Annotated in this window: 16 protein-coding genes; 6 read left to right on the top strand and 10 right to left on the bottom strand. The window is 64.1% G+C overall.

The window, feature by feature from the left end:
• Positions 1-94 precede the first annotated feature (94 nt).
• Entirely contained in the window at positions 95-529 is a 435-nt protein-coding gene (locus P3T42_RS09150; RefSeq protein ID WP_429305806.1) for a rhodanese-like domain-containing protein, read from the top strand.
• Here P3T42_RS09150 and P3T42_RS09145 read toward each other — a convergent pair.
• From P3T42_RS09145 to P3T42_RS09130, 4 genes are all read right to left on the bottom strand, one after another.
• On the bottom strand, positions 513-1,931 hold the full coding sequence (locus P3T42_RS09145) for an efflux transporter outer membrane subunit (protein WP_429305805.1): 1,419 nt from the start codon (positions 1,929-1,931) through the stop codon (positions 513-515). The genes P3T42_RS09150 and P3T42_RS09145 overlap by 17 nt on opposite strands.
• Positions 1,928-5,104, bottom strand: coding sequence for an efflux RND transporter permease subunit (locus P3T42_RS09140; protein WP_074294537.1), 3,177 nt, complete (start codon positions 5,102-5,104; stop codon positions 1,928-1,930). Before P3T42_RS09140 ends, P3T42_RS09145 begins: the two co-directional genes overlap by 4 nt.
• Positions 5,105-5,115: 11 nt before the next feature.
• Positions 5,116-6,261 (bottom strand): efflux RND transporter periplasmic adaptor subunit, encoded by a 1,146-nt coding sequence (locus tag P3T42_RS09135; RefSeq protein ID WP_253190012.1) that lies wholly within the window; start codon positions 6,259-6,261, stop codon positions 5,116-5,118.
• A 149-nt stretch (positions 6,262-6,410) separates the two neighbouring features.
• The gene (locus P3T42_RS09130; RefSeq protein WP_429305804.1) at positions 6,411-6,731 is read right to left on the bottom strand and encodes a PadR family transcriptional regulator; all 321 of its coding nucleotides are present in this window, start codon (positions 6,729-6,731) and stop codon (positions 6,411-6,413) included.
• Positions 6,732-7,003: 272 nt separating this feature from the next.
• Between P3T42_RS09130 and P3T42_RS09125 the strand changes: the two genes are divergently transcribed.
• Together P3T42_RS09125 and P3T42_RS09120 are read left to right on the top strand one after the other, a co-directional pair.
• On the top strand, positions 7,004-9,073 hold the full coding sequence (locus P3T42_RS09125) for a putative bifunctional diguanylate cyclase/phosphodiesterase (RefSeq protein ID WP_429305803.1): 2,070 nt from the start codon (positions 7,004-7,006) through the stop codon (positions 9,071-9,073).
• A 118-nt stretch (positions 9,074-9,191) separates the two neighbouring features.
• Complete coding sequence (locus tag P3T42_RS09120; protein WP_429305802.1) at positions 9,192-10,007, top strand: hypothetical protein; 816 nt, start codon at positions 9,192-9,194, stop codon at positions 10,005-10,007.
• A 19-nt stretch (positions 10,008-10,026) separates the two neighbouring features.
• On the opposite strand, the gene P3T42_RS09115 is transcribed toward P3T42_RS09120, so the two are convergent.
• The 4 genes from P3T42_RS09115 to dapA all read right to left on the bottom strand — a co-directional run bounded on the left by P3T42_RS09115 (position 10,027) and on the right by dapA (position 13,003).
• Positions 10,027-10,452 carry a bactofilin family protein gene (locus tag P3T42_RS09115; protein WP_074294533.1) on the bottom strand — a complete coding sequence of 142 codons (426 nt, stop codon included), beginning with the start codon at positions 10,450-10,452 and terminating at the stop codon, positions 10,027-10,029.
• A gap of 97 nt (positions 10,453-10,549) precedes the next feature.
• Positions 10,550-10,918, bottom strand: coding sequence for a hypothetical protein (locus tag P3T42_RS09110; protein WP_429305801.1), 369 nt, complete (start codon positions 10,916-10,918; stop codon positions 10,550-10,552).
• Positions 10,911-11,867 (bottom strand): M23 family metallopeptidase, encoded by a 957-nt coding sequence (locus P3T42_RS09105; protein ID WP_429305800.1) that lies wholly within the window; start codon positions 11,865-11,867, stop codon positions 10,911-10,913. Before P3T42_RS09105 ends, P3T42_RS09110 begins: the two co-directional genes overlap by 8 nt.
• A 278-nt stretch (positions 11,868-12,145) precedes the next feature.
• Positions 12,146-13,003: a 4-hydroxy-tetrahydrodipicolinate synthase gene (dapA, locus tag P3T42_RS09100; RefSeq protein WP_429305799.1), complete on the bottom strand. Its 858-nt coding sequence runs from the start codon at positions 13,001-13,003 to the stop codon at positions 12,146-12,148.
• Between the two features lie 345 nt (positions 13,004-13,348).
• Here dapA and P3T42_RS09095 point away from each other — a divergent pair, with 345 nt between their 5' ends.
• Positions 13,349-14,641: an aspartate carbamoyltransferase gene (locus P3T42_RS09095; RefSeq protein ID WP_429305798.1), complete on the top strand. Its 1,293-nt coding sequence runs from the start codon at positions 13,349-13,351 to the stop codon at positions 14,639-14,641.
• A gap of 95 nt (positions 14,642-14,736) precedes the next feature.
• On the opposite strand, the gene P3T42_RS09090 is transcribed toward P3T42_RS09095, so the two are convergent.
• Positions 14,737-15,525 (bottom strand): winged helix-turn-helix domain-containing protein, encoded by a 789-nt coding sequence (locus tag P3T42_RS09090; protein ID WP_253190011.1) that lies wholly within the window; start codon positions 15,523-15,525, stop codon positions 14,737-14,739.
• 326 nt (positions 15,526-15,851) lie between these two features.
• Between P3T42_RS09090 and P3T42_RS09085 the strand changes: the two genes are divergently transcribed.
• Entirely contained in the window at positions 15,852-17,357 is a 1,506-nt protein-coding gene (locus P3T42_RS09085) for an ATP-binding protein (RefSeq protein ID WP_429305797.1), read from the top strand.
• The gene (locus P3T42_RS09080) at positions 17,350-18,072 is read left to right on the top strand and encodes a response regulator (RefSeq protein WP_074294527.1); all 723 of its coding nucleotides are present in this window, start codon (positions 17,350-17,352) and stop codon (positions 18,070-18,072) included. The genes P3T42_RS09085 and P3T42_RS09080 overlap by 8 nt, the downstream gene beginning before the upstream one ends.
• Positions 18,073-18,153: 81 nt before the next feature.
• Here P3T42_RS09080 and P3T42_RS09075 read toward each other — a convergent pair whose 3' ends face one another.
• Positions 18,154-19,296, bottom strand: a complete 1,143-nt coding sequence (locus P3T42_RS09075) for a porin (protein WP_074294526.1) — start codon at positions 19,294-19,296, stop codon at positions 18,154-18,156.
• Positions 19,297-19,337 lie beyond the last annotated feature (41 nt).

Raw genomic sequence — 19,337 nt, 5'->3', positions numbered from 1 at the left:
TGCGCCACTGTCGCACGGAATGGCTATCGTCAACAATGACGGCTCGTCTATCGCTTATCTATCGTTCACTCGTCGCTCATTCAGGAGTCCGGCCATGTCGTCCAGCAACGCCGTCACAACCCTCGCCGCAGCGGACAGCGCCAGCGCGCTCACACACTTCGAGGCCTCGCTGCGCTTCGAAACCGATTGCTCGGACGTGTTCGCCGCGTACGCCAGCGGCACGCCCGGTTTCGTGCTGCTCGACGTGCGCAGCCCCACGCTCTATCTGCAAGGACATATCCCCGGCGCGATCAATCTGCCGCACGGCAAGATCGTCGCTTCGAAGCTCGTGGATTACCCTGACGACACACTGTTCGTCACCTATTGCGCCGGGCCGCATTGCAACGGCGCGACACGTGGCGCGATCCGTCTCGCGCAATTGGGGCGGCCGGTCAAGCTGATGATCGGCGGCATCGCCGGCTGGCTGGACGAAGGCTTCGAATTGGCCAATGACAGCAGCGAAGCGATTGCCCCTATGCGGCAGGACTAGTCCACCCGCCGCCCAGGGCCTTATAGAGCGTAATCAGATTGCTCAGTTCCGCGAAGCGGTCGTTGACCAGTTGCTGCCTCGCCGTATAAAGCGTGCGTTCGGCATCGAGCAGGACCAGGAAACTGTCGGTCCCCGCTCGATAGCGCGCCTGCGCCAGCTCGTCGTAATGCGTCGACGCCGATACGTATTCGCGGTCCGACGCCACCTGATCGACATACGTCGTGCGTCCGGCAAGCGCGTTCGCCACTTCCTTGAAGGCCGTCTGAATCGCCTTTTCGTAATTGGCAACGTCGATCTGCGTCTGGATCTTCGCGACGTCGAGCGCGGCTCGATTGTTCCCATAGTCGAAGATCGGCATTGTCACCGTGGGTGCGAAGGTCCACGCGCCGGTCGCCGCCTTGAACAACCCGGACAGCGCGGTACTCGCCGTGCCCGCCGAAGCGGTCAACTGGATCGCGGGGAAAAAGGCCGCGCGGGCCGCCCCCACGTTCGCGTTGGCGGCTTTCAACGTATGTTCCGCCTCGAGGATGTCGGGCCGCCGCGTCAACAGGTCGGAGGGTACACCGGCGCTCACCGGCGGCAGTTGTGCGGCGTCGAGCGCACCGCTCTTCAGCAGGCCGTCGGGAACAGGACAGCCGATCACCGCCACCAGGTTGTTGAGGTCCTGCGCCACCGCGCGGCGGTCGGCGATCAGGCTCGAACGCACGCTCGCATATTCCGATTCCGCCTGCCGCACATCCTGCATCGACGCATTGCCGATCTGCTCGCTTTTCAGATTGACCTCATACGTCTGCCGGTCGGCCTCGGCCGTCGCGGTCGCCACCTCGAGCAGCGATTGATCGGCCAGCCATTGAAAATAATCGGTCGCGACGGTCGCAATCAGGCTGATGCGCGTGCTGGCTTGCGAAGCGTCGGTTGCCAGATATTGCTCGAGCGCCTGGTGCTTGAGGCTGCGCAGACGCCCGAAAAAATCGAGCTCCCACGACGTCTCGCCCAGCGTCACGCTGCTTTCTTTCGATGTGAGGCCGAGCGCGCGCGTGTTGTCCACCGCGCCTGTGGCGTCGATGGTCGGCAGGAGTGCCGACCGCGCGATGCGGTATTGCGCTTCGTATTGGGCCACATTCAGCGCAGCCACGCGCAGGTCGCGATTGTTGTCGAGCGCGAGGCCGATCAACTGCTGCAACGTGGGATCCTGGAAAAAGGTTCGCCAGTCCACGTCGGCCGCGAGCGGCGCCGGAGGATTCGCCGCATCCGCGGCCGCGGCGGACGACGCGCCCGCTACGCCCGCCGCATCGGACCAGGCCGACACCACCGGCAAAGCGGGGCGCTTGTAGTCAGGCTCCAGCGTGCAGGAGCACAGGCCGATGATGCATAACACGCTGCCAAGAAGACGCCGCTTCATTGCTCGGACTCCGCCGGGTTAGTCGTATCGGAATGCAACTTGCGCGCCTTGAATAGCTTGCGCACCAGAATAAAAAACAGCGGCACGTAAAAGACCGCCAGCACCGTCGCGCCAAACATGCCGCCCGCCACTGCCGTGCCGATCGCGCGCCGGCTCTCGGCACCGGCGCCGTCGCTGAAAACGAGCGGCAGCACGCCGAATACGAACGCGATCGACGTCATCAGGATCGGCTTGACCCGCAAGCGCGCCGCTTCGAGCGCCGCATCCATCAGGTCGCGCCCCTGCTCGTGCAACTCCTTGGCGAACTCGATGATCAGAATCGCGTTCTTGGTGGCGAGACCGATCGTCGTGAGCAGCCCCACCTTGAAATAGATGTCGTTAGGCATGCCTCGCAGCGTCACGGCCAGCACGGCCCCCAGAGCCCCCAGCGGCACCACCAGCAGCACCGCGAACGGCATGCTCCAGCTTTCATACAGGCCGGCGAGGCACAGGAACACAATCACGATCGAGATGCCGTAGAGATACAGCGACTGCGAGTTGGATAAGACCTCCTGGTAGGACTGGCCGGTCCATTCCACGGAGAAGCCTTTGGGCAGTTGCGCGGCGATTTTTTCGATCGCCTTCATCGCGTCGCCGGTACTCGCACCTGGGCCTGTCTGCGCGGTCATTTCCATCGACAGCATATGGTTGTAGCGCTCGATCTGCGGCGAGCCGAATGTCCAGCGGGTGGTCGAGAAGGCGGAGAACGGCACCATCTGCCCGTCATAGCTGACCGTGCCGGGACCGGATGTCGACACCAGCCCATCCCCCGCGACCGTTCGCACGTACCATTGGCCGATATCGTCCGGCATCATCCGGTACGGTGCGTCGGCCTGCACGAACACACGCTGGATTCGCCCCGTGTCGACGTAGTTGTTCACGTAGGCCGAGCCGAAAGCGATCTCGAGCGTGTTGTTGATATCCGCGATCGACAGGCCGAGCGCGCTGGCCTTCTCGCGATCGATGTCGACATGGAATTGCGGCGTGTCGTCCAGTCCGGCCGGATGCGTCTGCGCAAGCGTGGCATTTTTCGCGGCGAGTCCCATCAGCATATTGCGCGCTTGCAATAGCCGCTCGTGTCCCAACCCCGCGCGATCCTCGACCTCGAAATCGAGACCGCTCTGGTTGCCCAGACTCGGGATAGCCGGCAGGTTCACGGCAAACACCTGCGCGTCGCGCAACGAAGCGAAATGCGCGTTCGCGCGGTTCAGGATGGCGCTCGCCTGCTGATCGGCGCCGCTGCGCTGACTCCAGTCCTTCAGGCTGACAAACAGGATCGCATTGTTCTGGCCTTGTCCATTGAAGCTGAAGCCGTCGATCGCCAACACCTTGTCCGTGCCCGGCTCATGATGCATGAAGTAGTCCTCGGCCAGCTTGACCGTCCGGTCCGTCACGGACATCGGCGTGCCGACCGGCGTCGACACCAGCACCACCACCACGCCTTGATCCTCGTCGGGCAGATACGAGGTGGGCAGCCCACTCATCAGCCAGGCGAGCGCCACGACGATCACACCGAAAAGCACCACGAAGCGCACCGGGCGCGCAAGAAACGCCGCCAGCCAGCCGCGATAACGCTCGATGCCGTGCTCGATGAAGCGGGCCACACGTCCGGTATGGGCCGCATCGTCGTTACGGGCCGGTTTCAGCACGGTGGCGCACAGGGCGGGCGTCAAGGTGAGCGCCAGCAGCAACGACAACACCATCGCCGCCACAATCGTCACGGAGAACTGACGGTAAATGCCGCCGGTCGACCCGGAGAAGAAGGCCATGGGGATAAACACCGCGGTCAGCACGGTCGTGATGCCCACCAGTGCGCCGGTGATCTGCTTCATCGCCTTGCGGGTGGCGTCGCGCGGACTCAATCCTTCTTCCCGCATCATCCGGTCGACGTTCTCGACCACCACGATCGCGTCGTCGACCAGCAGGCCGATCGCCAGCACCACGGCGAACATCGACAGCACGTTGAGCGACATGCCGGCCACCCACAGCACGATGCAGGTGCCGAGCAGCGCAATCGGGATCACCACGGCCGGAATCAGCGTCGTGCGCACGCTGCGCAGAAAAACCAGCATGACGAGGAACACGAGGACCACCGATTCGATCAGCGTCTTCATGACATCGACGATCGAAATTTTCACGAACGGCGTCGTGTCGAACGGGTAGTCGACTTCGACATCGGCGGGTAGCTGCGCTTTCAGTTCGTCGACGCGTGCACGCACGGCGGTCGCCACGGCCATCGCGTTGGCGCCGGTGGCCAGCTCGATCGCGAGGGCTGCTGCCGGCCTGCCGCCCATGCGCGACACGATGTCGTAGGTATCGCCGCCCACCTCGACGCGTGCGACGTCCTTCAGCCGTACCTTGGAACCGTTGCTGTTCACGCGCAGCAGAATGTCGCCGAACTGCTCCGCGTTGCGCATCAGGCTCGAGGCGGTGATGGTGGCGTTGATCGCCTGGGATGCGGTGGCCGGCGACCCGCCCAGTTCACCGACCGAGGTCTCGACGTTCTGGTTGGCGATCGCGGTCGTCACGTCGCTCGCCGTCAAGCCGAAGCTATGCAGCTTGAGCGGGTTCAACCAGATGCGCATCGCGTGCTGCGGCGAAAACAGGTTCACGCCGCCGACGCCGTTGATTTCGGTGATGGGGTCCTGAAGCTGGCTCGCCAGCAGATTGCCGAGTTCGATCGAGTTCAGCCGCCCGCTACGCGACGACAGCGACACCACCATCAGAAAGCTGCTGCTCGCTTTCGAAACGTTGATGCCCTGTTGCTCGACCACCAGCGGCAGCAAGGCGGACACCTGGCTCACCTTGTTTTGCACCTGCATCTGCGCGATGTCGGCGTTGGCCCCTGGTTCGAGCGTCAGCGTGATGGTGGCCTGGCCGGCATTGCTGCTGGTCGACGACATATAGAGCAGGTGATCGATGCCGCTCAGGCTCTGCTCGATCACCTGCGTGACGTTGGCGGCCACGGTGTCGGCCGATGCCCCCGGGTAGGTAGCGACAATCTGGATGACGGGCGGCGCGACCGACGGGTATTGCTCGATCGGCATCGAACGCACGGCCAGCACGCCGGCGATCATGATGACGAACGCGATGACCCAGGCCAGTACCGGCCTATCGATGAAAAAACGTGCCATTTCTTCCCCGGTTAACCGTGTACTGCTGCACCGCTAGCCGCGGGCGCGTTGGAGGCATGCGTGTCGGTCACCGTGACCGGTGCTCCATCCTGAAGCTGGCTGGCGCCGCTGATCACCACGCGATCGCCGATTTTCAGGCCCTGCGAAACGATCCAGCGGTCGCCGTAGGCCGTCTCGGCCTTGACGGTCGCCGCGTGCGCCTTACCGTCGGCGCCGGCCAGCCAGACCGTTGCCTGACCGTCCGGCGTACGGGTGACGGCCAGTTGCGGAACCAGCATGGCCTGGTCGTCGGCCCCCTCTTCCAGATCGGCCCGCACGAACATCCCAGGCAGCAGCTCGTGCTCGGGATTGGGCACCACCACGCGCAGCGTGACCGATCCGGTGGTCTGATCGACGGTGATGTCCGAGAAGGCCAGCGTGCCCGGCTGCGCGTAATCGGAGCCGTCTTCCATCACGATATGCACGGCCGCGCCCTGCGCGCCCACCCGCTTCAGATGACCCGCATTGAATGCCTTTCGGAGTCTTAACCAATCGATGCTGGGACGGGTCACGTCGAGATACATGCGGTCAATCGACTGGACCGTCGCAAGCGCGGTGGTTTGTTCCGCCGTGACGAGCGCGCCGGCCGTCACGCTCGACACGCCGATCTGCCCGGAGATCGGACTCGTGATGCGCGTATAGCCCAGATTGATACGCGCCGACTCGAGCGAGGCATGATCGGCCAGCACGTCGGCCTGATCTTCGTTCACGGCGGCCACGGCGTCGTCGTAGTCCTGCTTGCTCACCGCGTTGATCTTGACCAGCTCCGCATAGCGGCTCGACTTCGCCTTCGCGTCCGACAACACCGCTTCAGCCTTCGCCAGCACGCCGCGGGCCTGATCGTAGGTGGCCTGGTAGACCGCCGGATCGATCTGGTAAAGCGGCTGCCCGGCCGCGACGTCGGCACCTTCGGTAAACAGCCGCTTTTGCACGATGCCCGAAATCTGCGGACGCACGTCGGCGACATTGAGTGCGGACAGGCGTCCGGACAACTCGGTGCGCTCGACGATCTTTTGCGGCGCCATGACCAGCACACCGACTTCGGTTGCCGATGCCGCATCGCCCGCACCGCCGGCCTGATGTTTTGCGCATCCGGCAAGCGTCAACAGAAGGAGCATCGAGCCGAGGCAGAAACCTGGGCGCGTCGCACATCGCCCATGCACATCAAGACACTGGAAGAGAGCCATATCGCCTGCTTGCTTTTACTTTTTGACTGAATGAAAACGACCGAACCCCGATGCCCCCGGGGCCTTCCACCGATCGCCGCCTACTGCTCAATTTGATGCCGCAACACGCCGTCGACCTCGTCGACAAAACTGCGCCACTCCGCCTGCATTTCCAGCAATCGGCGACGGCCGATGCCGGTCAATGAGTAGTACTTACGCGGCGGCCCCGAAGTCGATTCGACGACATAGGTCGACACGCACGACTCGGCCTGCAGACGGCGCATCAACGGATAGATCGTGCCTTCGCCCATGTCCATCGCGGTCGCGAGCGTCGACGCCAGTTCATAGGCGTAACTGTCCCTGCGCGCCAGAACGGCCAACACGCACATATCGAGCGCCCCTTTCTTCAACTGCGTCTTCATCGTTGTCCGCAGGACGTGCCGTGCATAGCAAGGAACCTTGCTATGCACAATAGATAGATGGAGCTAGAACGCCTATTTGGTCTGGGCCAGACAGTATCAGCGTCTATTTGTTTATGCAAGGTACCGGTCAAAAACGGGTTGAATTGTTAAATCGCAGCGGCCACGTGGCCTCCTCGCAAAACCGAGCACCGCTTCACGCAAATTAATTAAACAAAACCTGCCATCGGTCGATAACCAGTTGAGCCGTCTCTCCTTACACGGCTGGACTAAACATGCTTGGCACATACAACTTCTGGCTGGTGGCGGTGTCGTTCATCGTCGCGGCGCTTGCGTCGTACACCGCCCTCGACCTGACCGGACGCATCGCGTTGCTGGCGTCGTCACGACTGCGGCACGCGTGGCTGGCCGGCGGCGCAGCCGCGATGGGTGTCGGCATCTGGTCGATGCATTTCATCGCGATGCTGGCGCTGTCGCTGCCCATTCCACTCGGCTACGACTTCGCGCTGACGGGCGACTCGCTCGCCATCGCGGTGGTGGTGTCGTATTTTGCGTTGCTCGTCACCACACGTGCGCGGCTCACGCCGGTTCACCTGGTGAGCGGCAGCGTGCTGATGGGAATCGGCATTGCGGGGATGCACTACACCGGGATGGCGGCCATGCGCATGCAACCCGGTATCCAGTACCAGCCGGCGTGGTTTGCCGCGTCGCTTGCGATTGCGGTCGCCGCCTCGATGGCCGCGCTGCTGATTGCCCGCAGGCTGCGCGACGACGCCGAGCGCAACGTCAAGTGGACGCGCTCCGGCGCAGCGCTGGTCATGGCCGTGGCGATCAGCGGCATGCACTATGCCGGCATGATGGCGGCGGATTTTCCCGTCGGCGCTATTTGCGGCGCCGCCAAGGGTGTCAACACCGAGTGGCTCGCCACGGCGGTGACCCTCTTCACCTTCTCGATCCTGATCGTCACGCTGATGCTGTCGCGCTTCGATGCGCGCACAACCTTTCTGGTGAGCGCCGTCTCGAACCTGAACGGCCAGATCGTGCGCCTCGCCACGCTCGACACGCTGACCGGCCTGCCGAACCGCGCGACGCTCACTGAGCGGATCGAAACCGCCATCGAACTGGCGCGCCGCCGTCACAACATATTCGCGATCCTGTTCATGGATCTGGACGGCTTCAAGACTATCAACGACTCGCTCGGTCATTCGGCCGGCGACCAGGTGCTCGCCGCCTTCGGACAACGCCTGCAGGCCTGCGTTCGCGCTACCGACACGGTGGCGCGGCTCGGCGGCGACGAATTCGTGGTGCTGTCGGAAAATCTGCTCGCGCAGCAAGACGCCGGGATGATCGCCGAAGGCGTGCTCGAACGGATGCGCGAAGGGGTATGGAGCGACAGCGAGCCGTTGCAGGTCATGCCGAGCATCGGCATTGCGCTGTTTCCACAGGACGGCGACACGGTCGACACCCTGCTCAAGCACGCGGATGCCGCCATGTACGAAGCCAAGCGCGCGGGACGCAGCACATATCGCTTCTTCGAGGCGAGCATGAACGAAGCGGCCACACGCACGCTGCAAATTCAGCATGCGCTGCACGAAGCGCTCGCCGCGGGCCATTTCACCCTGCACTTCCAGCCTAAATTCCGCGGCGACAGCAATGAACTGGCGGGCGCCGAGGCGCTGATCCGCCTGAACCATCCGCTGCTCGGCGTGCTGGCGCCGATGGAGTTCATTCCGATTGCCGAACGCTCCGGCCAGATCGTGCAGATCGGCTACTGGGTGGTCCGCGAGACGTGCCGGCAGATCCGCCGCTGGGTCGACGCCGGGCTGCCGTCGATGAAGATCGCCATCAACCTGTCGCCGCGCCAGCTATCGCAGCCGAATCTCGTCGCCAACGTGCTCGAGATCGTGCAGGCCGAACAGGTGGACTGCGACCGGATCATGTTCGAGATCACCGAAACCGTCGCCATGCAGGATGCGCCCCGCACGATCGAGATGATCCGCGAATTTCAGACGAGCGGCTTTGAGATCGCCATCGACGACTTCGGCACCGGCTATTCGAGCCTCGCGTATCTGCAGCGCTTCCGCGTCAAGCAGTTGAAGATCGATCGCTTCTTTACCAGCGGTCTCGACGACCAAGGTCCGGAAGGCACGGCAATCGTGTCGGCGATCATCGCGCTTGCGCATTCGCTCGACATGGACGTGGTGGCCGAGGGCGTCGAGACCGCGTCGCAGTTGGGCAAGCTCAAAGCCATGATGTGCGACGAGATGCAGGGCTTTCTGCTCGGCAAACCGCTGGCGGCGGATGCCTTCAGCGCTTTACTGAAGGCACGGATGGCCGTGGTGTAGACGGTATGGGCAGCAGGTCGGCAGGCGGAGCGCCGATTCGATCGGGCCGCCGGAGTCCGGCGCAAACCGCTTTCGAACGACGCGTTGCGGCACACAGGTTTCGCCCGCTGGAGAATTCATGAAATTCGATGTAGCGACGTTCAATTCGCTTTGCCTGATGACGTTCCTCTGTAGCGGCATCGTGACGGCGGCACTCTCGCGCATCCTTGCGCGAGTCGCGGCGTTTCGCTTGTGGTCGGCGTCATTCTTCATGATGAGCGCGGCGGCCGCCTGTTTCGGACTGCATTCGGTGTGGCCGTCCACGCTGCTGCTGATCGCAACGGCCACCCTTGCCCTGCAGGCGCGGATTCTGGTGTGGACCGGCACGCGCGTCCTGTTCGGCGAATCCGCCTCGCTGCGCAAAGGCTTCGCCGTCACCGCACTGTTCTGTGCGTTGTTTTCGCTTGCGCATGCGTTGAAGGCGCCGCCGGTCTATCGCGCCGCGCTCCTCACGCTGTTCTTCCTGCCGTGCCGCGCCCTGACGCTCTACGAGGTGTGCCGCAGACGCCGCCCCGATCTCGGACCGGCGCGCATGCTGGTGGCGATCGCCAGTGTGATTGCCAGCCTCAATGCCGCGGTGCCGTTGACGCTGGTGCTGCTGCATCGCGGCAACGCCTCGCTCCTGCTCGGCAACCCGCAGACCACGTCGGCGGTATATGCCGTTGTGTTTGCGGGCGATCTGCTGCTGGTCATCGGCCTGATCGTGCTCGCCTTGCAGCATCTGATCGCCGAGCAAGGCATGCTCGCGAATCTCGACAAGGGCGCCGCACAGCGGCCCAATCCGCTCAATCCGGCGCTGCGCTCCGATCCGCCGCGCGAGTCGCGCGAGTTGCCTGATTTACCCGATCGGGCCGACTTGCCCGAGCGGAGCGTTCCCATGCAGCGGGCGAGCTAAAGCGAAGGGACTCGGGCGCTCAAACCGGTTGCGGTTCGGAGTCGACCGCCGCACCGCCGACCATAACAGGCGCAAGCGCCGGGTCGCGCCGCGTCAGCTTGCCGTCCACCGACGCGCCGCAATCCATGCGCAGTTGCTGGTACTGGATGTTGCCGGTCACATGCGCGTTGGGCTGCAGCTCGACGAAATGATCGGCAATCACGTCGCCGACGATCTTGCCGTTCACCACCACGTCGTAGCCATGCACGTTGCCCTCGATCGAGCCGCGGTCGCTCAGCACGAGCAATGTCTGCGTGCCCGCCTTGCCGCTGACATTGCCATGCACGTGGCCGTCCATGCGCAGGCCTTCGCTGAATTCGAGGTCGCCGGTAATGCGCACGTCGTGGGCGATCAGGGTGGCGAGCTTGGTGTGCTGGATGCTCGTGGCTTTCTTCTTGCTAAACATAACGGGTCTCTAACTGATGAGTGGAACGATTCGTCGCGGCATGCGTGACCGGGCGACGCGCCGGCTTGCCGGTTCAACCGTGCGTCAAATGGCACGGTCAACGGTGCTTCTGGCTCTGGCCGCGCAGAAACAGCAATTCGGTATTCAGACGCGCCGCTTCGGCGGCTGAGGCGTCGGCGGCCTTCTGGACGGCCGCGCGCGCCGTCGACTCCTGCGCGAGCGCAAGCCGGGTGCGCTCGAGTTCGGCTTGCACGCCGTCCGGCGAGACCGGCGTGCTCGCGCATGCGGCCGGCAACGCAGCGCGCCGGGTCGCGTAGCCGCTCATCGCCGCGGCGCCCACGGCCACGCTGCATGCGCAGACGACAGCCCAGAGCGCGACGCGCACGGCACGCGGACGCACCGGCTGCAACGCGTAGACGCGCTGCGTCAGACTGCCCGCCGCGCGGGTCGAACGAAGATCAACCATGAGGATGGGCGCCGAACAGCGCAAGGTAGCCGGTCGGATCGACCGGGGCGCCGTTCACCAGCACTTCGAAGTGCAGATGCGGTCCGGTCGAGCGGCCGGTGGTGCCGATATCGGCGACATGCTGGCGCGGCAGCACCAGATCGCCTTCATGCACGAGGATGCGCGAGGCGTGACCGTAGCGCGTGATAAGGCCGTTGCCATGATCGATCTCGACCGCGTTGCCGTAGCCGCCCTTCGGCCCCGCGAAGATCACGCGGCCACCGGCTGCGGCGAGAATCGGCGTACCGCTTTGCGCGACCAGATCGACGCCCGGATGGAAACTGAGCCTGCCCGTGAACGGATCGACGCGGTTGCCGAACGGCGAGCCGAAGCGCGCGCCGTCGGCCGGCATGCGGCCCGGAAACGCGTTGAACGCGACCTGGTGGAGGTCGGTTGCATGTTCGAGCGCGGCGAGTGTCGCGCTCATGCACTCGAGTTGCTGGCGAGTGGTAGCGGCATCGTCGCGCGAGGACTGCGTCGCCACTTCGACACAGCGCTGCGGCGGCAGCGACGGGCCGCCTTCGCCGTCGGCGTCGGAAGTGTCCTGATCCGCCGGGTTGGCAGGCGCGCGTGGCGGCGCTTTCGGCGTGTTCAGGCGGGCTTCGAAATCGCGCAAGGCGCCGACCTCGTTCGTCAAGCGCTCGATCCGCGGCTCGATCTGCGCCACTGACGCATCGAGCTTGCCGAGCTGATCGATCGCATAGTTGTGCTCGACACGGCTCACGGCCTCGCTGCCCAGACCCGCCGCACGATGCGTGGGCAGATAGAGGCCGATAGCGATGCCCGCTGCGAGCGACAGCGCCGCCGCACCCACCGCCGCCGCGATGGCGATGCTCAACGCCGTGCGCCGGGTGACGAAGCGGATCTCGCCGCTGCTGAGCCGGCTGCCGGCGCCGAGGATGGAAGCCATCAGCGGCTCCCCGTCCGCGGCGCGCAGCGCTTGACGGACCCGCAACGGCGCGGGCGAGTCCGGCACACAGACGAAGGAGGGAAGACATCAGCAGCGAAGAAGGTGCTAGCCGGCATGCAACGTGAGTCGGACAAGCGCCGACATGAGAGGAAAGAAGGGCGCAAATTATCCCTCTGTCCCGCCGGACATCATCTCAAATTCGGAAGCCTAATGAGCGAGAGGCTTCTGCATTTCACAGGATACCGAATCAATTACCCAGCCCATCCACGCGTTTGCCCTCAAGCCGCCACCAGTTCGCGCAGACGCTCGCGCAGCGCGTCCGTCGCCCGCGTCATCGGCGCACGCAGTTCGTCGCGGATCAACCCCTGGCTCGCGAGCGCCGCCTTCACCGGGCCGGGATTGGGTTCCGAACACAATGCCCCGATCAACGGCGCAAGCCCATGAAAAATCCCCCGGCCCTCTTCGAGGCGGCCCTCCGTCAGCGCACGGTACAGCGCCACGAAGCGCTCCGGATGCACGTGCGCCGACGCCGCAATCGCACCGCTGCCGCCCAGGCAGAGCGTATTGAACAGATGGATGTCGTCGCCGGCCAGCACCTGCAGGCGGCCGTCGAGGATCAGCGCCAGCGTGGTGTCGAGCGAACCGGCGCAGTCCTTCACCGCCTGAATTCGCGGATGCGCCGCCAGCGTCAGCAGCGTTGCGAGTTCGAGACGCACGCCGGTGCGATACGGAATGTCGTACAGCACGACCGGCTTGACGCTGAGATCGGCCAGCGCGGTGAAGTGCTCGATCAGTCCCGCCTGCGAAGGCCGGATGTAATACGGCGCCGAGATCAGCACACCGGCCACCGGCAACTCGTTCAACTGCGCTATACGCTCGCGCAGATGCGCGGCCTGGTTGCCCGCCACACCCGCCAGCACCGGCAACGCGCCGGCTTCGGCGAGGATGGTCGCCAGCACCGCGTCCTGCTCGGCGGCCTCGAGCGCCGCCGGCTCGCCGGTGGTGCCGAGCGCGACCAGACCCGCGACGCCCGCATCGGCATAGAAACGCACCAGCCGGCGCAGCGCGACGTGATCGACGGCGCCGTCGGCGAACGGCGTGACAACAGGAACCCAGATACCCGAAAAGATAGACATGACTAAACCTCGAACGCGACCGTATCGATTCCGTTCAGCGTTGCGAGGGAGAGGTCAAAAGCGGGAAGAAAACGCGGGCCCTGGGTGACTGTTCCGTCGCACATCTGACGGAACAGCAGGCTCCGGTCAGATGAGCAGCTGTTTTTTGGCTTTGGCGCTGGCGGCCGCGCAGGCACACACCACGCTCGCGAGCGCGAGGCGGGATGCGGTTGAGCGGAGCAGTCGGCCGGTTTCCATGTCCGGCAGTGTAACCGGCCTTGGCGGGATTTGCCAAAATTGCTTGACTTCTTCCACCGCCGAACTAATATACGCACCGCGTACATTAACCTGACCGAGGTGACCTGCATGAGCGTCCCGCAACAAGCCTTCCTCCGCGACGCCATGCGCCGCCTGAATATGACCCGCGATACCTTCGCGAGCCGCATCGGCGTATCGCGCCGGGCGTTGGACACCTGGCTGCTGCCGGACGATTCGGCCGAATCGCGGGCCATGCCGGAGATTGTCGAGCGTTTCGTGTCGGAGATCGTCGTACACGGCGAGCCTGGCGAAAAATATACGCAAAGCGTAGACTCACAATCGCTCGCCAGCCAGATGCTGTTCGAGGGCAAGCCGCAACTGCTCTCCGTGGATCAGTTCTCGCGCGACTCCGTCGAAGCCCTCTTCCGCGTCGCCGACATCATGCAGCCCATCGCGCGGCGCCGCAAAATCTCCCGGGTGCTCGAAGGCGCGGTGCTCGGCAACCTGTTCTTCGAAGCCAGCACCCGCACGCGCGTGAGTTTCGGCGCGGCGTTCTGCCGGCTCGGCGGTTCCGTGTGCGACACCACGGGTTTCACGTTTTCCTCGATGGCCAAGGGCGAGTCGATCTACGACACCAGCCGCGTGATGAGCGGTTACGTCGACGCGCTGGTGATCCGCCACCCGGAGCAAGGTTCGGTGGCTGAATTCGCGCGCGCCACCAACGTGCCGGTGATCAACGGCGGCGACGGCCCCGGCGAGCATCCGAGCCAGGCGCTGCTGGATCTGTACACAATCCAGCGCGAATTCTCGCGCCTCGGCAAGATTGTCGACGGTGCGCATATCGCGCTGGTCGGCGACCTCAAATACGGGCGCACGGTGCACTCGCTCGTCAAGCTGCTGGCGCTGTATCGCGGCATCAAGTTCACACTGATCTCGCCGCCTTCGCTGGAAATGCCCAGCTACATCGTCGAACAGATCTCGCGCAACGATCACGTAGTCGAACAGACCCACGACCTGAACGCGGGCTTGCGCGGCGCCGACGTGGTGTACGCCACCCGCATCCAGAAAGAGCGTTTTGCCGACGAGTCGTTCGAAGGCTACACGCCGGACTTCCAGATCAACCAGGCGCTGGTCGACAGCGTCTGCGGACTCGATACGCTGATCATGCACCCGCTGCCGCGCGACAGCCGCCCGGGCGCCAACGACCTGAGCGTCGACCTGAATCACGATTCGCGTCTCGCCATCTTCCGTCAGACCGACAACGGCATCCCGGTGCGGATGGCGATTTTCGCGGTGCTGCTCGGCGTCGAGAAACTGGTGCAGCATTCCATGCGCGATGCGGCATGGCGTCCGCCGGCTTACCTCGGCCCGGACGACGCGGTGTTTCACGGTATCGATTGAACACGCCGAGGGATAACGGCTAGCGGGGCTGCCCGCGCGCGGAATGCACTTCCGCGCATGGCAGCCCTGCCATCCCACGAGCGTGTTCCCCGCGACTAACTCATCTGCACATGGTCCGCGCCGGCCTGCACGCGCTGGAGCTTGGCGCGGCGCGAGCGCGTTTCGCGCGCGTCGGCTGCTTCGCTCACCTCGCCGCAGGGCACAAAAATATAACCGCGGCCACGCACGGTCTGAATATATTGCGGACTCCCAACGTCCGGCTCGATCACCGCGCGCAGACGAAACACCAATACATCCAGACCGCGCTCCGTCTGACCGGTATCGCGCATGCCGAGCAAGGCGATGATGCTCGAGCGCGACATGATCTTCAACGGATTGACCGCGAAGATTTTAAGCAGGGCGAATTCGCTCGAACGCAGGCCGACGTCTTCGTCGTCCCTGATCAGGCGCCGGGTCGCAAAGTCGATCTGCCAGTCGCCGAACGAATAGCGATCGCGGATTTCCGGCGCCGCATACACCACCGAGGTGCGGCGCCGCATCACGCAACGGAGCCGCGCCGACAGTTCGCGGGGATCGAAGGGTTCCACCAGGTAATCGTCCGCCCCTAGTTCGAGGGCAATGATCTTGTCGATCACGTCGGCAGACTTGCTGATCATGATGACGGGCAGATCATGGCCGGCGGCGCGCAGATTCCGGATCGCCTTGTGCGCCTCGGAGGGCGGCAAGTCGGCCCGCATCACGATCGCAGAGGGCATTTCCTGCTCGACCCGCCGAACCAGGAAGCTCGCGCTGTACAGCACGGACATTTCGACGTGCTCACTGTGAAAATGGGCACGCAGTTCATCACGTACCGCCTGATCTGGCTCGACCACAAGAAGCCGCATGTTCATCACGTTCGAAACCCTCTACACTGCCGTGAAAATTAACCCGGTTCGACCCTGCTTCAACCTTGCAGTTGGGCGTTGCAGTCAAAACGGCCACCGGGACCATCAGGGCCGATAGTAGGGAGGAAATGCGCATCCATAATGGGGAAACCAAGGAGAAACTGTGAAGAACGCTCGCCACACGAATTGGCGGGTGCACGCGGGTGCGAAAATCAGGCACCATACGCCGCTTCCGATGGGTGCATCCGCTGCGGCAGCGTCGCGGCATTGGCGGGCACTGACCCTGGGCAGGCGGTCATTCGAAGAAGTGGCCGCAGGGAATCCACATGAAATTAGGCATCACGTCCAAGCTGTTTCTGGCTATCTCCACCTCGTGCGTCGCGATTGCGGTGACGATGGGTGCGGCCATGCGCGTGAGCTTCGAAAACGGCTTTTTCGACTACCTCGGCGAGCGCAACACCAGCAGTGCGATCCAGTTGGAGAAGGCTCTCGAAGGCGCCTACGCGCAGCACGGCAGTTGGGACTTCCTGCGTAACGACCGCAATGCATGGCGGACATTCGTCGAAAATGCGCACATCGGCTCGTCGCAGCGTGGCCCGTGGGGAGCGGAGAACCGTCCTGACGGTCCGGGTGGTCCTGGTGGTCCGGGAGGGCCCGGCGGTCCCGGCTCGGACATGCCGCCACCCGACGGTCCGCCGCCCGATTCGCCGGATCAGGCGGGCCACGGCGGCTTCGGACCGCTTCCGCCCTGCGCGCTCTATGACGTGCACAAGCATGCCGTCGTGAGTAACGGGCCATTGCCCCCGCCCGAGACATCGCTCGAACCGTTGAAGGTGGCGGGACAGGTGGTGGGCTGGCTGTCGGTCGCCTCGCCCGAGAACATGTTTTATACGGCCGACCGCCGCTTCCAGGTCCGGCAATTGCGCGCCACCTGGATCATCGTCGCATTGGCCGCGGTGCTGGCCGCCGTGGTGGCCATGGTGCTGGCAAGAATCTTCCTCGCGCCGATCCGCCGCCTCGCAGACGCCACCCACCGCCTCGCCAGCGGCGACTACGCGACCCGCGTTCCGGAAGGCAGCCGCGACGAATTCAACCAGTTGGCGAAGGACTTCAACCAGCTAGCCGTATCGCTGGAACAAGCGGAACGCTCGCGCCGCAACTTCATCGCCGATATCTCGCACGAATTGCGCACACCGTTGGCCGTGCTACGGGGCGAGCTCGAAGCGATCGAGGACGGCGTGCGCCATCTCGATCGCGCCTCGCTGACGTCGTTGCAGACGGAGGTGACGATGCTGAGCCAGTTGATCGACGACCTGTACGAGCTGTCCCTTGCCGATATCGGCGCGTTGTCGTTCGAAAAGGTGCCGGTGGACGCGGCGGGCATCGTCGAAGCCGCCGCCGACGCCTTCGAGGAACGGCTCAATACGCGGCATATCGCGCTTGAAACCGCCATCGCCGAGCGGCCGGCGGTGATCGTGGCCGACCCCTACCGCCTCACGCAACTGCTGAAGAATCTGCTGGAAAACGCCCTGCGCTACACCGATCCCGGCGGCAAGGTATGCGTCAGCGTATCGGTGCACGCGCAACGATTGCATATCGACGTTCAGGACTCTTACCCAGGCGTGCCCGAACCCTTGTTGCCGCATCTGTTCGAGCGCCTGTTCCGCGTCGACATCTCGCGCAGCCGGCAAAGCGGCGGCGCGGGTCTGGGACTCGCGTTATGCCGCCATATCGTCGAAGCCCACGACGGGACCATCGAGGCCGCGCGTTCGCCGCTCGGCGGTCTTTGGATCAAGCTGCGCTTTCCGCTTCAATCCTCTCACCATGACTGACACGCTCCCTACCATTCCGATCCTGATCGTCGAGGATGAACCGAAGCTCGCCGCGCTGCTTGCGGACTATCTGCGGGCGGAGGGTTATCAAACCACCACGCTCGCCGACGGCCTGCAGGTGATTCCCTTCGTGCACGCCCATCCGCCCGCGCTGATTCTGCTCGACCTGATGCTGCCGGGACGCGGTGGATTCGAAATATGCCGCGAATTGCGGACGTTTTCGACGATACCGGTGGTCATCCTGACCGCGCGTGTCGACGAGATCGATCGTCTGTTGGGCCTCGAACTCGGCGCGGACGACTACGTCTGCAAGCCCTTCAGTCCGCGCGAAGTGGTCGCGCGCGTGAAGGCCATCCTGCGGCGAGCCGGCAAACCGGCCGCGACGCCGCAGCCGGAAATCGCGCCGCAGCCACCGCTCGTCGTCGATGTCGAACGGCACGTCGCGCGGCTCGACGACAAGGACCTGCAGCTCACGCCGATCGAACTGCGACTGCTCGCGCTGCTGCAGTCCACGCCGGGCCGGATCTACCGGCGCGATCATCTGTTGCGCCAGCTCTACGACGATCACCGTGTCGTGACGGACCGCACCGTCGATACCCATGTCAAGAATCTGCGCCGCAAGCTGCAAGTCGTCCGCCCGGGGCAGGACATGATCCGCTCGATCTATGGCGTCGGCTATCGGCTCGACCCGGATCTCGAAGACCAGGACGGCTGAAGCACCGCGTCACAGCATGTTCGAATGAAAAAAGACCCGGCACGTGCCGGGTCTTTGCATTGCGCGAGGCGAAACGTCGCGTTAGAAGCGGTGACGCAAACCGATCGTCGCCGCCAACTGGCTGTTGGTCGACGATGCGCTCAGGCCGTTGATGTCGGCGGTCAGGCCCGAATCGCCCGTGTCGCTGACGTGCTGATACACGCCCATCAGGTAGACGTCGGTACGCTTGGACAACGCATACGCCGCTTGCAGGCTGAACTGGTTGTATTTCGGGCTCACGCCGTCGATACGCGCATCGGTGAACGTGTAAGCGCCCGACAGCGACAAGGCCGGCGTGAAGCTGTAGCGCGCGTTCACTTCATAGTTGGTAAAGCTTGCGCTGCCGCCGATCAAGGTCAGGCCCGACGACGTACCCGAGGCCGACGCGCCAATACCGGTTGCGTTGTCGAGGTGGGTCTGCGTGAACACGAAGCCCAGCGTCGCCTGGCCCAAGGCATAGTTCAGGCCCGCACCGTAAGTGCGTTGCGTGCCTGCCGCGAAGGTGGCGTCGTTCGTCACTGCGCCGCTCGAATTGAGCGATACGCCTGCGTTGTTCAACTCCATGTAGCCGGCTGCCAGGTTCAACGGGCCGTAGTTATACGAGGTACCCAGGCTGTAGGCGCGGTTCGTGGAGAAGCCGCCCGAATCGTTCGAGAAACCGTACAGGGCGCCGAACTTGAAGCCGCCGTAGTTCACGCTCGAGTACTTGATCGAGTTGTTGATACGGAACGAGTTGTCGAGGTTGTCGTTGTCGAACGGGTGAGCCGCCTCGGTGCCTCCCGACGACGTGCCGGTCAGCGAAAGCGGCGCCAGGTAGTCGACGACGGAATCATACTGACGACCCAGCGTGACGGCGCCGTACTGGTCGCTCGACAGGCCGACGAACGCCTGGCGGCCGAACTCGAGGCTGTTCTGGCCGAGCTTGCCGCTCGTAATGCTGAAACCGTTTTCCAACGTGAAGATCGCCTTCAGGCCGCCACCCAGGTCTTCCGAACCGCGCAGGCCCCAACGGCTACCGTTCACCGTGCCGCTGGTTTCCTGGATGTTGTGCGAGCCGCCCTGATTGCTCGTGTAGGTGATGCCCGCGTCGATCAGGCCGTAAAGCGTGACGCTGCTCTGCGCGTGAGCTGCGCCTGCAACGCCAAGCATCGCCAGCGAGAGGCCGGACAGTACGAATTTCTTCATTGCTTCTCCATGAACCTTGTATCGGTCGTTATCGAGTGGCG

Origin of the sequence: Paraburkholderia sp. GAS38, assembly GCF_050434965.1 — a bacterium.
In the GTDB taxonomy this organism is placed as follows: Bacteria; Pseudomonadota; Gammaproteobacteria; order Burkholderiales; family Burkholderiaceae; genus Paraburkholderia; species Paraburkholderia phenazinium_A.
The sequence above is the reverse complement of the archived record's forward strand: the minus strand, read 5'-3'. Positions and strand labels throughout refer to the sequence as shown.

Coding starts and splice junctions, on each gene's coding strand:
- P3T42_RS09125 (WP_429305803.1), top strand. CDS start 7,004: ATGCTTGGCACATACAACTTCTGGCTGGTGGCGGTGTCGTTCATCGTC.
- P3T42_RS09110 (WP_429305801.1), bottom strand. CDS start 10,918: ATGGTTGATCTTCGTTCGACCCGCGCGGCGGGCAGTCTGACGCAGCGC.
- P3T42_RS09105 (WP_429305800.1), bottom strand. CDS start 11,867: ATGGCTTCCATCCTCGGCGCCGGCAGCCGGCTCAGCAGCGGCGAGATC.
- P3T42_RS09140 (WP_074294537.1), bottom strand. CDS start 5,104: ATGGCACGTTTTTTCATCGATAGGCCGGTACTGGCCTGGGTCATCGCG.
- P3T42_RS09115 (WP_074294533.1), bottom strand. CDS start 10,452: ATGTTTAGCAAGAAGAAAGCCACGAGCATCCAGCACACCAAGCTCGCC.
- P3T42_RS09075 (WP_074294526.1), bottom strand. CDS start 19,296: ATGAAGAAATTCGTACTGTCCGGCCTCTCGCTGGCGATGCTTGGCGTT.
- P3T42_RS09135 (WP_253190012.1), bottom strand. CDS start 6,261: ATGCTCCTTCTGTTGACGCTTGCCGGATGCGCAAAACATCAGGCCGGC.
- P3T42_RS09150 (WP_429305806.1), top strand. CDS start 95: ATGTCGTCCAGCAACGCCGTCACAACCCTCGCCGCAGCGGACAGCGCC.
- P3T42_RS09145 (WP_429305805.1), bottom strand. CDS start 1,931: ATGAAGCGGCGTCTTCTTGGCAGCGTGTTATGCATCATCGGCCTGTGC.
- P3T42_RS09080 (WP_074294527.1), top strand. CDS start 17,350: ATGACTGACACGCTCCCTACCATTCCGATCCTGATCGTCGAGGATGAA.
- P3T42_RS09095 (WP_429305798.1), top strand. CDS start 13,349: ATGAGCGTCCCGCAACAAGCCTTCCTCCGCGACGCCATGCGCCGCCTG.
- P3T42_RS09090 (WP_253190011.1), bottom strand. CDS start 15,525: ATGCGGCTTCTTGTGGTCGAGCCAGATCAGGCGGTACGTGATGAACTG.
- P3T42_RS09085 (WP_429305797.1), top strand. CDS start 15,852: ATGAAATTAGGCATCACGTCCAAGCTGTTTCTGGCTATCTCCACCTCG.
- dapA (WP_429305799.1), bottom strand. CDS start 13,003: ATGTCTATCTTTTCGGGTATCTGGGTTCCTGTTGTCACGCCGTTCGCC.
- P3T42_RS09130 (WP_429305804.1), bottom strand. CDS start 6,731: ATGAAGACGCAGTTGAAGAAAGGGGCGCTCGATATGTGCGTGTTGGCC.
- P3T42_RS09120 (WP_429305802.1), top strand. CDS start 9,192: ATGAAATTCGATGTAGCGACGTTCAATTCGCTTTGCCTGATGACGTTC.